Source organism: Streptomyces sp. A1136, from assembly GCF_004795055.1.
Lineage (GTDB): Bacteria > Actinomycetota > Actinomycetes > Streptomycetales > Streptomycetaceae > Streptomyces.
Genome location: NZ_SSBJ01000041.1, coordinates 28090 through 42126, shown reverse-complemented (window position 1 = coordinate 42126; position 14037 = coordinate 28090). Strand labels below are relative to the sequence as shown.

Annotated in this window: 10 protein-coding genes; 4 read left to right on the top strand and 6 right to left on the bottom strand. The window is 72.2% G+C overall.

Features of this window, described 5'->3' with window-relative positions; translation table 11 throughout:
• Positions 1–641: 641 nt before the first annotated feature.
• Positions 642–851, bottom strand: a complete 210-nt coding sequence (locus E6R62_RS30690) for a cold-shock protein (RefSeq protein ID WP_136216744.1) — start codon at positions 849–851, stop codon at positions 642–644.
• Between the two features lie 520 nt (positions 852–1371).
• Positions 1372–1512: a hypothetical protein gene (locus tag E6R62_RS39890; protein WP_168714231.1), complete on the bottom strand. Its 141-nt coding sequence runs from the start codon at positions 1510–1512 to the stop codon at positions 1372–1374.
• A gap of 160 nt (positions 1513–1672) precedes the next feature.
• Between E6R62_RS39890 and E6R62_RS30685 the strand changes: the two genes are divergently transcribed.
• The 4 genes from E6R62_RS30685 to E6R62_RS30670 all read left to right on the top strand — a co-directional run bounded on the left by E6R62_RS30685 (position 1673) and on the right by E6R62_RS30670 (position 6529).
• Positions 1673–2296: a 2'-5' RNA ligase family protein gene (locus tag E6R62_RS30685; RefSeq protein WP_368773878.1), complete on the top strand. Its 624-nt coding sequence runs from the start codon at positions 1673–1675 to the stop codon at positions 2294–2296.
• A 658-nt stretch (positions 2297–2954) separates the two neighbouring features.
• Positions 2955–5078 (top strand): elongation factor G, encoded by a 2124-nt coding sequence (gene fusA, locus E6R62_RS30680; protein WP_136216742.1) that lies wholly within the window; start codon positions 2955–2957, stop codon positions 5076–5078.
• A gap of 250 nt (positions 5079–5328) precedes the next feature.
• A complete protein-coding gene (locus E6R62_RS30675) occupies positions 5329–6027 on the top strand; it encodes a class I SAM-dependent methyltransferase (RefSeq protein WP_168714230.1) in 699 nt (232 codons plus the stop codon).
• A 256-nt stretch (positions 6028–6283) separates the two neighbouring features.
• Positions 6284–6529, top strand: a complete 246-nt coding sequence (locus tag E6R62_RS30670) for a hypothetical protein (RefSeq protein ID WP_136216740.1) — start codon at positions 6284–6286, stop codon at positions 6527–6529.
• Between the two features lie 75 nt (positions 6530–6604).
• On the opposite strand, the gene E6R62_RS30665 is transcribed toward E6R62_RS30670, so the two are convergent.
• From E6R62_RS30665 to E6R62_RS30650, 4 genes are all read right to left on the bottom strand, one after another.
• On the bottom strand, positions 6605–8077 hold the full coding sequence (locus E6R62_RS30665; protein WP_136216739.1) for a glutamate--cysteine ligase: 1473 nt from the start codon (positions 8075–8077) through the stop codon (positions 6605–6607).
• A 731-nt stretch (positions 8078–8808) separates the two neighbouring features.
• Positions 8809–10317 carry a serine/threonine-protein kinase gene (locus E6R62_RS30660; RefSeq protein ID WP_136216738.1) on the bottom strand — a complete coding sequence of 503 codons (1509 nt, stop codon included), beginning with the start codon at positions 10315–10317 and terminating at the stop codon, positions 8809–8811.
• Positions 10314–12401 carry a serine/threonine-protein kinase gene (locus E6R62_RS30655; protein WP_136216737.1) on the bottom strand — a complete coding sequence of 696 codons (2088 nt, stop codon included), beginning with the start codon at positions 12399–12401 and terminating at the stop codon, positions 10314–10316. The genes E6R62_RS30660 and E6R62_RS30655 overlap by 4 nt, the downstream gene beginning before the upstream one ends.
• Before the next feature lie 448 nt (positions 12402–12849).
• Positions 12850–13698, bottom strand: a complete 849-nt coding sequence (locus E6R62_RS30650) for an AraC family transcriptional regulator (RefSeq protein ID WP_136216736.1) — start codon at positions 13696–13698, stop codon at positions 12850–12852.
• Positions 13699–14037: the final 339 nt, after the last annotated feature.

Below are 14037 nucleotides of genomic sequence, written 5' to 3'. Positions count from 1 at the left end.
CGCCACGGACCCAACCCGAGCGGCAGCGGCAGTAGTTCGAGGACGTGGTCCGGCGGTTCAAGACCGGCGGGGCAGTGCCAGGAGATGCCCCAGGAGATCGGCGCCTCGTCGCCCGTTCACAACCGCTTCGGGCAGGGGCGTGACGCCGGCGTGTTCGAGGCCCGGCTGGACGGCCGTCTCCCTGGTCGGCATCGACTCCGCCACCACGTGCGCTCGCCACAGTCCGGGCAGTCGAAGACCGCGCCGGCCGAGGCAACGCCGAGGGCCTTGGGTGCGACCGGTCAAAACACGTCGAGGGCCACTACGACCAGAAGCGCGGTGACGGCGCAGATGTCTTGAGCACCGTCGCCGATCAGCTCCAGGCGCTCGGGCTCGTTGTGGGAACCCGGTGCGAGAACACCTTCGTCCCGTCGATGTCGATCACCGTGCAGTGATGCGCGGCCTTGCCGGTATCCGTCCCCGCCCGTAGCTCTGGCACCGCAGCCTCCCTCTTCGACACCTGCGGTATGAGCGCGCTAAGGCCACACCCAGGCGCCTGGGTCTCCCGATCGTACGAAGGACCGGCATCAACCCGCCAGCGTGCCAGTTGGTCGGTCGACCAACTGGCACGCTCAGTCACAAGTCGCGCTCAGGTGGAGTGTTCAGATGACCTGCACCTCATCCGCCTGCATGCCCTTCTGCCCGCGGGTAACGATGAACGAGACCTGCTGGCCCTCCTTCAGGGACTTGAATCCGTCCGACTGGATGGCCTTGAAGTGCACGAAGAGGTCATCGCCACTTTGCGGGGTGATGAAGCCGAATCCCTTCTCGTCGTTGAACCACTTCACGGTTCCGGTCTGCCGATCGCTCATGTCCACCCCAGGGGAGTCCTGACGACCTCGCGCCGTCGGGCTGATCTTGGCCCGCAGGCGTGGAGCGCAAACGCAGTGCCGCCGAGAGCGAACACGTCGAGGGGCCATCGTCGCGCCACACGAAGCCGCCGCCGGCGCCGGAGCCGGCTTCGGCCGGCTCGCACTCGGACCGGCCTCCTACCCCCGCCCCTGCGGGTAGGCGGGGATGCGCGATGCGCCGGCCCACTGCGGGCGGGTGGCGCTCGGCGAACGGTCGGCTTGCCCGTACGCGGCCGGAAGCAGGTGCGGGGGCGGTAGACGCACACCGCGCGTTCCTCGACGGCACACGACCGTTGTCCAGATCATCGTGCGGGTGGCGCCGTAGTGGTGACGCAGATCGGCGATCGCGGCCGGATCGCCCACCGGCAGGTCCCGATCCCGGTCAATTCGGTGGGGTGGTACGCCCAGCCGCACCCGCCACACCCGCCGCGCCCCGCACGCGTCCGCTGCCCGGGGTGCGGTCGGCCGGGTGCCTGGCTGCTCACGTGACGGTGCAGGCGATCCACTGGAAGCCGACCACGTGCACCAGCCACACCACAATCGGTGAAGGGTGGCAGCCGGTGTTCTGGCCGTGCGCCTGGCCGTCGGGGTCGAACACCCTTTGCCCGAGCGTGTTGCTCACATGGCCGGCTCCCCGTGAGTGCCTGCCCTCGGGTCAGTCACCTGCGGCCGTGATCGGCCACTCCTGGCCACCGGGGGCGGTCAGGGCGCGCAAGGATTTGCCGACCAGTCGGTGCGAACGCTCGCCGGGCGGGCGACCCTCCCTTCCGGCCTGACGCTCCGTGACCACCCGGCGTGATCGGGGACAAACCCTCGACCACACCGCAAACCCAATCCGGCAGCGTTTGATCGTGTGTCGGGCCTGCGATGATGGTGGAGTGCCAGAGCCAGGGACCAGTGCCGTCGTCGTTGTCTTGCCCGATGCCGCCCCGCTCCTTGATGCGGCGTGGCGTGTCGATCCGGCTCTGGTGCGTCGTGGGGTGCCGGCGCACGTCTCGCTGCTCTACCCCTTCGTGGCGGAGTCGGCGCTGTCAGGACAGGACGAAGAGGGTGTGCGATCCCTGGCGGCGAGTTTCCCGGCCGTCGACCTGCTGTTGGAGGAAGTCGTGACGGCGTCCGGCTTCATCGGCGTCGCCGTTCCGCGACTCCAGCCACTCGTCGATGCGTTCCTCGCCCGTTGGCCCGGATCGCGTCCGTACGGTGGCCGCTTCGGGGTGCGGCCCGCCGCCCATGTCACCGTCGCCATGGGTGCGGACGACCCGACCGCCGCCGGCCGTGTCCGCGCTGCGATCGACAGCCTGCTGCCGCTGCGCACCCGTGCGGCGGCGGTCCACCTGGTGGTGCTGACCGAGGAGGGCTGGCGGCCGCGGGTCACCGCGCCGCTCGGCATCCAGGACAGCCGGTAACCCCGCCCGCCAGTCTCCCTGGCCGCGACCACCCCCCGAGGCCGGTAGCCGAACCGTGGCCACACCCGACGCCCAGCAGAGCCGCGCAACGACCGAAGCTCCGCGCCCCCGACTGGGTAGGGATGCCCGGAGCTGCGGCGCCGGAGCTCGCGCAGACGCCCGCGGCCGCGCCTGACGACCGACCCGGTCGTGCAGGTGGTCCGGCTCGGTCGACCCGAACGGCTTACGGACGCCGGTCGTTGGCCCCTACCGGCGCCCGGCGGCGCCTGCGGTCCACTACCGTCCCTCGCGGCCTCTCCGCAGTCGGAAAATGCCGCGCCCGCTCGCGATCGCGTTCACTACACTCGCCCCACGCGCTGCCGACGGGGCACCGCGTGTCCCGATGCCGAGTGAAGAGAAGGGGAACCGGGCCATGTGCATGCGACGCACCACCGCTTTCGTTCCCCCGGCCCGGTACGACGTGATCCCGGTGTCTCGCGATGCCCGGTGCCGGCTGCGCGGCCGCCACCGTATGCCCGTGACGCTGTCCTAGTTCCCGCCCCCTCCCTCCGCACCCCGCTGCCGGCTCACGCCGGCCGGGGCGAGGCGGGGCCGTGTGACGTGTGCAGTTCCGGGAATCGCGCTGCCTGTTTCCTCATCACTCGAAAGGCCCCAGGCCATGCGCAGCAACCGGCGACCCCTCGCCTCCATTTCCCCCGCCACCGTCCGCAATCTGGGCATTCTTGCCCACGTCGACGCGGGCAAGACCACCGTCACCGAACGCATCCTGTTCGCGACCGGTGCCATCCACAAACGCGGCGAGGTACACGACGGAACGACCGTCACCGACTTCGACGCCCAGGAACGCGACCGCGGCATCACCATCTTCGCCGCGGCCGTGAGCTGCAGCTGGGGCGGCCACCGCGTCAACCTGATCGACACCCCGGGCCACGTCGACTTCGCCGACGAGGTCGAGCGTTCCCTGCGCGTCCTCGACGGCGCCGTCGCGGTGTTCGACGCCGTCGCCGGGGTCGAGCCGCAGAGCGAGTCGGTGTGGCGGCAGGCCGACCGGCACGGGGTGCCGCGGATCGCGTTCGTCAACAAGCTCGACCGGGCGGGCGCCGACCTCGACTCGGCCGTCGCCTCCCTCCGCGAACGGCTGGGCGTGGTACCGCTGGTGGTCCAGTTGCCCATCGGCCGGGAGGACGGATTCACCGGGGTCGTCGACCTGCTGGAGATGCGCGCGCTGCACTGGCACGCGGACGGACACCCGCACGGGCGCGCGGACACGAACGGCGGGGACGGCATGTACGAGAGCGGACCGGTGCCCGACGAGCTGCGGGAGGAGGCGCGGCGGCGCCGCCGGCTCCTCGAGGAGACGGTCGCCTCTCTGCACGCGGACGCCCTGGAGGAGTTCTGCGCGGCTTCGACGCTGAGCGGGCCGACCCTGGCCCGAGCACTGCGCGAGCTGACGCTCGCCGGGGACGGCGTCGTCGTGCTGTGCGGGTCGGCCTACCGCAACCGCGGGATCGAGCCGCTGCTGGACGCTGTACTCGCGTACCTGCCGTCACCCGCAGACATGCCGCCGGTACGGGGTACGAGCGGCGCGGCCGGAGGCCTGGACGAGGAACGCGCCCCCGATCCGGCCGGACCGTTCGCGGCGCTGGCCTTCAAGGTGACGGCGACGGCGACCGGGCGGCTCACCTACCTACGGGTCTACTCGGGCACACTGCGCAAGGGCCAGTCCGTACTGGACGCCGCGACGGGGCGTACGGAGCGGATCGGCCGCATCCTGCGGGTCCAGGCCGACCGGCACGAGGAACGGGAGGAGGCGGTGGCGGGCGACATCGTCGCCGTGATCGGACTGAAGGCCGCCCGGGCCGGCACGACCCTGTCGGAACCGGGAGCTCCGCTGGTCCTCGAACCGCCCTCGGTGGCCGAACCGGTGGTGTCGGTGGCTGTCGAGGCGGGCCGCGCCGGCGATACCGGGCGGCTCGCGGCGGCCTTGGCGCACCTTGTGGAGGAGGACCCCTCGCTGGCGGTGCGCCTTGATCCGGAGAGCGGCCAGACGGTGTTGTCGGGGATGGGTGAGCTCCACCTGGAGGTGGCCGTGGAGAAGATCCGTAGCGGTCACGGCCTGGAGGTCGTCGTCGGGCGCCCGCGGGTCTCCTACCGGGAGACCGTCGTACGTGGCGTCACCGGCTTCGTCTACCGGCACGTCAAACAGGACGGTGGGGCGGGCCAGTTCGCGCACGTCGTCATCGACGTCGAGCCGCTGGGTGAGGCCTCGGGCTTCGAGTTCGGGTGCGCGGTCGTCGGTGGCCGGGTGCCGCAGGAGTACGCACGTGCCGTCGAAGCCGGCTGCCGGGACGCCCTCGCCGAAGGACCGCTCGGCGGGTATCCGGTGACGGGGCTGCGGGTCACGCTCACCGACGGGGCCACGCACTCCCAGGATTCCTCGGAGCCGGCGTTCCGTGCGGCGGGCCGGTTCGCCCTGCGCGAGGCGCTTGCCGCGAGCACCGTGGAACTGCTGGAACCCGTGGTGGAGGTCACGGTGAGCGTGCCCGAGGACGCTGTGGGCGCGGTGCTCGGTGACCTCGCGGCCCGGCGCGGCCGGATCTCGGGGTCCGTGTCCGGTGGGCGGGGGACGGCGTTGGTCACGGCGGTCGTGCCGCTGGCCGAGCTGTTCGGCTACGCGACCCGACTGCGCGGGCGGACCCGGGGCCGCGGCACCTTCACCACCCGGCCCGCGGCCCTCGCGCCGGTTCCCCCTTCGGTCGCCGCCGCGGTGCTGACCCGCTAGCCGGAGGGCTCCCGCTCCGCCCCGTGGCCCGGGGCGGAGCGGGGGCGCGGACCGGCCTCCGTGGCCGGATCCAGGGCTCGTGGGGCGGGACGGGTGCGGCCATGATGGCCCGATGGACAGACGGGTGGACTTACGACCGGCCGAACACGAAGCGCCGCCGGAGCACTGTGGCCGCCCCGGCGTCCCCGGGTCGTCGGGCCGTTCCGGGCTCCCCGGACTTTCCGGGGAGGCGCCCGGTGAGGCGTACGCAGTGTCGGCCGAGTTCTACGACCTGTTGCACGCCCGTGCCTATCACCGGCACGCGCTCGCCCTCGCCGCTCCGGCAGCCGCCGCGCGGCTCGGGATCGTCGAAGTCGGCGCGGGGACGGGCCTGGTCACCGGCGTACTGATCGGCGCTTCGAACGTCCCCGTCCACGCGGTGGAGCCCTCGCCCGCGATGCGGACCGTACTGCTCTCACGACTGCACCCCCCGGTGGGCGGTTCCGCGGGAGAGCGGGTGACGGTGCACGCCTGCTCCGCCCTCGACCTGTCGCTGGACGGGCCCGCCGACCTGGCCGTCTGCCTGCGGTTGGTGCCCTGTCTGCCGCCCGTCGAGCGCCGCGCGCTGTGGCGGGTGCTGGCGGGACTGCTGGTGCCGGGCGGTCTGCTGTTCCTGGACCGGCCACCGTCGGGTGTCCCCGCGCAGCCGGTGCGGCGTGGGCTGGGGCAGGTCCGGCTGGGCCTGGACACCTACCACGGGCTGCTCACCCAATGCGCCGAGGACGGCCGCATCCGCTACGACTACTCCTATCTGGTGTGCCGTCAGGGGCGGGTCCTGCGCCAGGCCCGGGAGTCCTTCCTCCTGTGGCCGCTGCCGAGGCGGGAGCTGGGCCGGGAGCTCGCGGCGGCCGGCCTCATATTGGAGGACGACCTGACGGCGGACGTGCTTCGTGCCCGCCGAGGTGCCTGACGGTGCGTGCCCCGGTACGGGCCTGCTCCGGAGCCGCTGCCACATGGCGGAGCCGAAAGACAGGCGCCGGCCCGCCCCCCGTCGCGCGGCCGCGTGCAACACCGTCGCCGCACCATGACTCCGGCCGTTCATTGCGCGAGACCTACGGAATCTGCCCCGTCGAGTGCCGTACCCCCGTCTTGCCGCTCGCCGAATTGTTCCCGGAGCAGGTCAAGGGTGCTTCCGGGGCCCCTTTACCCGGCTGGGTTCGAGCGTGATGGACTCCTGCACGGAGCCCGACGAGGTCGGACGACGGCCGGCCGCCATGATCGAGGACAGTGCCGGTTGCTTCGACGACTACCAGGTCGCTGTTCAGGCTCCGCCTCCCGGATCGGGTCTGCCGGCGCTGCCCGCGGACACCGGGCTGGTGCAGGCCTTCAGCGGCCACCGCCGGGTCATGGTGGTCGCCATGGGTGGTCCGACGGTCGAACCGCCGACTTCCGGCAGCTGGTGGACCGGATGACACCGCTCCAGGACGCGGTCTCGGGGAAGGTCGGCGCGCACGAGGGCGCCGGCTGAGACCGGGCGAGAGGACTGTTCAGTCGACGGGCCAGGTGTGGACCGGGGCGTTCATGTGCATGAAGTCCATGTACTGGCACGTCATCCGGCGCAACGACTCGTGGCGGCGCAGGTTGTCGTCGAGGTGGTGGAACATCTCCGACTGCCAGGTGGCGCCGTTGCGCCCGGACACGCAGCGCTGTTCGATCACGCCCAGCAGTTGTTCGCGCCACATGTCGTCCATGCCCGTGGCTTCCAGGCCCCGGTGCGCCAGCGGCAGCAGTCGGCGCAGGACGAGTTCGGCGGCCGGGACCTCGCCCATGCCGGGCCAGTAGAGCGAGGCGTCGATGCCGTGCCGGGCGGCAAGGTGCAGGTTCTCCTCCGCGGCGGAGAAGGACATGCGGGACCACACCGGGCGCTCCTCCTCGACCAGTGCCCGGGTCAGGCCGAAGTAGAAGGCGCCGTTGGCGAGGATGTCGGCCACGGTCGGCCCGGCCGGCAGGACCCGGTTCTCCACGCGCAGGTGCGGTTTGCCGTGGGCGACGGCGTACACGGGCCGGTTCCACCGGTAGATCGTTCCGTTGTGCAGGCTCAGTTCTGCCAGCTCGGGCACGTCCCCCGCTTGCAGGGTGGCGTGCGGGTCCTCGTCCTCGCAGAGGGGCAGCAGGGCGGGGAAGTAGCGCTGGTTCTCCTCGAAGAGGTCGAACACGCTGGTGATCCAGCGCTCCCCGAACCACACCCTGGGCCGTACGCCCTGCACCTTGATCTCCTCGGGACGGGTGTCGGTGGCTTGCTCGAACAAGGGGATACGGGTCTCGCGCCACAGCTCCTTGCCGAACAGGAAGGGCGCGTTGGCTGCGAGGGCGACCTGGACCCCGGCGATGGCCTGCGCCGCGTTCCAGTAGGGGCCGAAGTCATCGGGAGCGACCTGGAGATGGAACTGGACGCTGGTGCAGGCCGCTTCGGGGGTGATCGTGTCGGCGTAGGCCCGCAGCCTCTCGACCCCGTCGAGGGCGATCCGCAGGTCCTCGCCGCGGGCGGCGAACACCTGCTCGTTCAGGAGGTGGTACCGGGGGTTCTCCGAGAGGGCGTGTCCTCCCACGTCCTTTTGCTGGAGAGTCGGCAGGATGCCGATCATGACGAGGTGGGCGCCGACCGTCGCGGCCCGTTCCTCGGCGTGATTGAGCGCGTCACGGATCTCGCGCTCCCAGGCATCAGGACCGCCGTCGGCCAGCCGCCGGGGCGGAAGGTTGATCTCCAGGTTGAAGCGGCCCAGCTCGGTCGACCAGGCGGGGTCGGCGATGGCAGCGAGAACGTCGCTGTTGCACATGGCCGGCTCGCCGGAACCGTCGACCAGGTTGAGCTCGATCTCAAGGCCGACCTGGGGCCGCTCGTAATCGAACCGGGACTCGCGCAGCATGCGGGCGAACGCGTCGAGGCAGGACTGCGTCTTGTTCCGGTAGCGGCGCCGGTCCTCCCTGGTGAACCTCAGCGCCGGGACGTCCCGTCCCATCGGGCCTCCCGCGTCCCCCGGCGCTCGGGTCCGGGTGCTCGAGGGCGTTCTCCCTCCAGCGTCGCACGCCGCACGCGGCGGCGCCCGCGGCGCCGGAAGTCCACCGTGCTCCCGGGGCCGGCGGCAAGCGCGGTCACGGGGTGGTGATGCCCCACGCCGGGAAATCGGTACGCGCGTCAGGCCCGGGCCTTACAGAGCCGCACGAACTCGTCGGAGCCGGCCACGAACAAGAGGTGATCGGCGCCGCCCTCAGCACCCGGGGCACGCCCGTCGAGCGCGGGAACATCGATGCCCCCATCGCCGCACAGGGTTTCGTCGGGGACGGGGAGTCGACCGGCAGTTTCGCCTGCATCACCAGGTGCCCCGGAAGCACAGGTTCTCGCGATCGGCAATGCTCCATGGGGGAAATTCGGCGGAGGAGTCAGCTGGGGTCCTTGAGGGTGTGGGGGCCGCGCCGCTCGACATCAGCCAGAGCCGAGGCTGCTCGAACCGGCCCGGGCGTTGAACACACCCCGCACTAGTCACGCTGACCGAGACTCGGGTGACAGGTCAGACCCATTCACGTCCCCGGCGACTCCGCCACCGGGGACTCACCACACCCTAGGTCGGATCGTCAGTCATCCGAACCAGCGATAGCACCACCCGAGGCGATCTACGAGGTCGGACGCGTGTTCCCGCCCCGCGCCTCCACCGTGCGGCCCCGCTGCCCCGGCGGGCGCGGGGCCGGTCGGTCAGGTGGTCTGTGTTCCGCCGGCCAGTTTGGGGGCCAGGTCTCGGGCGAATTGGGCGCCACGGCTACACGAGGCACTGCCGCGGGGTTCGGATTCGAGGACGGCGGCGTAGCCGTCGGGGGTCCGCCAGTCGACCTCGCACCGGTCCTCCTCCTGGTTCACGTAGGCCGCAGCGGAGGTGAGCCCGTCCAGGTGCAGGTTGGCCGACTCCTTCGGATTCTTGCGGTCCGTGATCAGGTGGAACGGGGCGGTGGAGTAGGCCAACGTCATCGTCTGGTTGTTGTCCACCGTCGCGGCCCCGACCTTCCAGGTGCAGGTCTTCACTCGGTCGGAGCCGTTGGTGAAGCCGCCGGCCTGCCCGACGCTGGTGAGCTGGTGGTCTTGGATGAGGGAGTAGTTCGTGACGTCGCACGGGTCCCCGCTCCACGCGGCGGCCTTCGCGCTCGCCGACGACCCGGACGTCCCCGAGCCGCCTCCGGCGTCGAAGGGGTGCAGCAGTGCGACGGTGGCCCAGGCGGCGGCACCGACGGCCAGGGTCGCGGCCGCCGCCACCGGCACCGCGCGGCGGCGCCGCACCGGCCCGGATTCCGGGCCGGAGCCCGGTCCGGTGACGGCCGGTTCGGGGGTGGCGCGCTCGCGCAGGACGACCGTCGCCGCGCGCCGCTCGCCGATCATCGCCGCGACCCCGGCGGGCAGCCACTGTGTGTCGTCGGCGGCGGTCACCAGGTGTTGCAGCGCGTCCGACACCAGCGGACGCCTGCCCGGCTCGGGGGCCAGGCAGATCCGGAGGAACGCAGTCAGCTCGTCCGGCACCCCCTCCAGATCCGGGGGCTCGTGCACCGTCCGGTAGAGGATGACGTCGGGGCGGCCCTGCCCGTAGGGGCTGTGCCCGGTGGCGGCGTAGGTGAGGACGCAGCCGAGCGCGAACACGTCGGAGGCCGGCCCGGTGGACTCGCCCCGGGCCTGCTCCGGCGACATGAAGCCAGGGGTGCCGATCACCGCCCCGGTGTGCTGGCCGCCGTCCAGGGCTCGGGCGATCCCGAAGTCGATGACCCGCGGGCCGTCGTCGGCGACGATGACGTTCGCGGGCTTCAGATCCCGGTGAACCAGGTCGGCGGCGTGGATGGCGGCCAGACCCTCGGCCAGGCCGGAGCCGAGCACCCGAAGCGCCCGAAGCGGCAGCGGCCCGCTGTCGCGAACCACCTGGTGCAGCGACGGGCCGGGGATGTAGGCGGTGACCAGCCAGGGCCGGACCGCGTCGGTGTCGGCGTCCACCACCTGCGCCGTGTAGAACCCGCCGACCTTCCGTGCGGCCTTCACCTCCAGCGCGAAGCGCCGGCGGAAGTCGGCGTCGTGCGCGAGCTCGGCTGCCACCACCTTGACCGCCACCAACCGGCCGCCCGGCGACCGACCGAGGAACACCTCGCCCATCCCGCCCCGGCCCAGCCGCCGCACCAGCTCGTACGGCCCGACCTGACGCGGGTCCTCCGCGTCCAGCGGCCGGATCATCCGACCGACCACAACTGGACGGCGCCCAGCAGCTCGGCAGTGTCGGTGGTCAGGGCCAGCTGCTTGCCGTCCGGACCGAACACAACCTGCCCCCCGCCGCTGCGCCCCGTCTCCACATGCGTCCACTTGCGGGAGTCGAGGTTCCACACCGTCACCCCACCACCCTGGGAGTAGGCACTGGCAGCGCCGGCGATCAGTTTCCCGTCGGGGCTGATCGACACGCTCTGGACGTGCGCGTTGACGTCGGCCAGGGTCGCGGTCCGCTTCCTGCCGGCCACATCCCACACGGCGACGCCGCCGAACGAACCGAACAGGGTCTTCCCGTCGGGGGCAAAATCGAGCGAGGTCACACCGTACGGGTCGGTCTTTCCCAGGGCGAGGGTCGCGATCGGGGCGAAGGACGAGGAGACGTCGAACAAATCCACCGCGCCCTTCAGGTCACTGCCGTAGCCAACGGCCAAGATCCTGCCGTCCGGGCTGAACGCGACACTGCGCGCGGCGCCCAGGGTGCCGTTCGACCCGGGCCCGAGGACCAGGGACGCGACCTGCTTGCCGGACGTCACCTCCCACACCAACGCCGTGCCGATGCTGTCACGCCCGTCCCGGCCGAGCGCGACCAGCCGCCCGTCCGGACTGAACGCCACCGTGTACGGCTGCGCCAGCAGGTTCCCCTGGGAGGCGGCGACCAGCGTGATCACCTCCCGGCGGCCGGCCGCGTCCCAGACCGTGACGGCAGCCCGACCGTGCTCACGGTCCTTGTCGTCACGGCTGCGCAGGTCGGGAGGCAGGGTGTAGGAGGCGGCGAGAAGGCCGCCGGTGCGGGAGAAGGCGACGGCGTTGGCGTCGCCCAGGGCGCGGTCCACCGCGAGCACACCCACCTGGCCGCCCGCGACCGGGTCGATCAGGACGACCTTGTTCAAGCCACCGGTCGCCAAGAGCTTCCCGTCCGGGCTGAAGGCGATCCCCTTGCCGTCGCCGTTCTCACGGCCCACCTCGACCAGCGCGCCCGCCGTCAACTTCACGACTTCGGCCGCGGAGCCGGTCCCGGGCCCGCCGCCCGAGGCTCTGTCGGAGGAGCCGGGGGTGCCACTGGCCGGCCGGTCCTCGCCGGCGGCGGCCCAGATCCCCACGGGCACCGCGACGGCCGCGAGGGCGGCGATACCGGCAGCCGCCAGAAGCGCCCGCCGCCCCGGCTGTGCCCTGGTCCCGATGTGGGTGCCGGCCTCGGCCTTCCACTCGCCCACCATGGCGACGAGGGTGGGCGGCAGCCAGTCGCCCGGACCTGGCCCGGCCAGGTTGCGTACCACCTCGTCGAGATCCGGGCGGGCCTGCGGGTCCTTGGCCAGGCAGGCGCCGATCAGACCGAGCAGCGGGTGGGGCACCCCCGCGAGGTCCGGTTCCCGCGTCACCACGCGCAGCAGCGCATCCGACCCGATTCCATCGCCGAAGGCGTTGCGCCCGGTGGCGGCAAAGACCAGCACGGAGCCGAGGGAGAAAACGTCCGAGGCCGCGACGGCCGTGCCGGCGCGCACCTGTTCCGGCGCGAGGAACACGCCGCCCGGTGCCGCGGCGACCGTCCGGGACGGATGGGCGGCGTCCCTCAGCCGGTCGAGCGCGAAGTCGGTCAGCCGCGGACCGTCGTCAGCGAGGATCACGTCGCTTGGGGTGAGACCACCGTGCAGCAGATCGGCCGCGTGTACAGCGGCCAATGCCTCCGCCAGCCCGGACCCCAGCGCCCGCACCGCCTCTTCCGGCAGCGGCCCGTGCGCCGCCACCGCCTCCCGCAGCGACGGACCGGGGATGTACTCGCTCGCCACCCACAGCACGTCCCCATCGGCGGCGGCGTCCACCACCTGCGCCGTGTAGACGCCGCTCACTGCCCGCGCCGAGGTGGTCAGCTCCGAGAAACGGCGCCGAAACTCCGCATCGGCCGCCAACTCGGGCGCGACCACCCGCACCGCCACCAGCCGGCCGCTGCGGGAGCGGCCAAGGAACACCGTCCCCAGCTCCCCACCGCCCAACCGCCCGACCAGCCGATAACCGCCCACTTCACGCGGATCGCCCGCCCGCAGGGGTGTCGTCATCTACGTGTTCCCTCCCGAATCAATCCATGGCGCCCAGGTCCCTCCGGCCGCTGATCGTGCGCGGAACGACGAAGGTGGGCGGCGTGCGTCAACGGGCCGAGAGCGAGCCCGAGCCGGCCTTGCAGCCCAGGCCTGGGCCCCGCGCGCCGCCCGGTGCCGCTCCAGCAGGACCGCGCCCTCCAAGACGGCCTGTCGGACGGCTTCCCTGAGCCGGCCGTGCCCCTCCGTCGGAAAGAACTTCCGCTTCCTCGGCACCTGCCGGCACCGGGCCCGTGATCGCGAGCAGAATCGGAATCCCGTTGTGCCACATCCGTCGTGTGCCCCTCCGGGTCACGTTCGATCGAACGGAGCCGGTGGAGGCGGTCAGGTGTGCTCCGGCCGGCCCCGACCCCGCTCTCGAACGTAGCCGCGCGAAGCAGCGTTCGGCTTGGACGAATGTGACCTCGTCCTAGAGCGCGAAGGCCTCGTCCACCGGGCGGGTGGTCGTCGCCATCCGGCCGGGGGTGAGGCCGGCCAGGGATCGGAACTCCCGCGTGAGGTGGGCCTGGTCGTAGAAGCCGCACCTGGCGGCGATTCCGGCGAGGTCCACGGGCCCGCGGGCAACCAGCTCCGCGGCGCGGCGGAACCGGAGGACTCGGGCCGAGGTCTTCGGCGTGAGCCCGACCTGCTCGGTGAACCGGCGAACCAGGTAGCTGCGGCTCCACCCCACTTCGTCGGCGAGCCGGGCGATGGGAAGCGCACCGGCCGAGTCGGAGAGCAGACGCCACGCGTGCTCGACCTCGGGTGCGGGCTCCGGGCCGCGCCCGAGCCGGGCCAGCAGCACGGCGTCGAGCAGGTCGAACCTGGCGCCCCAGTCACGGGCGGCCGCCAGACGCTCCACCAGCACACCGGCCTCGGGGCCCAGGACGCCGTCCAGCTCGACCACGCGGTTGGTCAACTCGCGCATGGGAAGGGCGAGCAGCCGGTAGGCACCGAGGGGGGTGAACTCCAGGCGGATCACCTCCTGCCGGCCACCGGGATGTGCGCACCACGCGGGCCGGTCCTCCATGCCCACCACCGCCGAACCGATCCGGCCGGTGCCCGGGCCCGGCATGCCGAGGCGGCGGATCTGGCTGAACGGCTCGGCCAGGCTGAGCGTCAGTATGACGTGGCCGGTCGGAACCATCCGGACCTGGTAGGGCGGGGCCAGGTGGGAGTAGCCGGTGCGGCCGCACAGATAGGGCTGCAGTCCGGGGTGTAGGGGGCGGGTTACCCGTCGCAGACCGCCGGCGCCGATGACCGTAACCTCACGATCCACTCCGCCACCACGTCCGCCCTCGCGGTCCACCAGACATCCCCTTCGCCCGGGACCTGCCAGACGGGGCGCATCCCCTCGGCCGAAAGTTCGCCGGTCACGGAGGTCTACGGTCGCCGGCCCCGCTCGCACCAACGATATACAAGGCGCGCCGGAGCGTCATAGAGGTAGTCCCTGAGGGAGGCAGGCATGGTGATGAACCCCGCCGCGCGAGCGGCCCAGGCCCTCCTCACCTGCCGCATCGCGATTACCGTGGCCGAGTCCGCCGCCGCCGGCCGGGCCCGCGCCCCCTGCCGGCGCAACGCGGTTGAGACCGGGAGCTCGGCCGTGCCGCGGGTGTCG

What these genes read in the sequence shown, in the direction of transcription:
- E6R62_RS30690 (WP_136216744.1), bottom strand. Translation starts at nt 851, where the DNA reads ATGAGCGATCGGCAGACCGGAACCGTGAAGTGGTTCAACGACGAGAAG.
- fusA (WP_136216742.1), top strand. Translation starts at nt 2,955, where the DNA reads ATGCGCAGCAACCGGCGACCCCTCGCCTCCATTTCCCCCGCCACCGTC.
- E6R62_RS30670 (WP_136216740.1), top strand. Translation starts at nt 6,284, where the DNA reads ATGGACTCCTGCACGGAGCCCGACGAGGTCGGACGACGGCCGGCCGCC.
- E6R62_RS30665 (WP_136216739.1), bottom strand. Translation starts at nt 8,077, where the DNA reads ATGGGACGGGACGTCCCGGCGCTGAGGTTCACCAGGGAGGACCGGCGC.
- E6R62_RS30660 (WP_136216738.1), bottom strand. Translation starts at nt 10,317, where the DNA reads ATGATCCGGCCGCTGGACGCGGAGGACCCGCGTCAGGTCGGGCCGTAC.
- E6R62_RS30655 (WP_136216737.1), bottom strand. Translation starts at nt 12,401, where the DNA reads ATGACGACACCCCTGCGGGCGGGCGATCCGCGTGAAGTGGGCGGTTAT.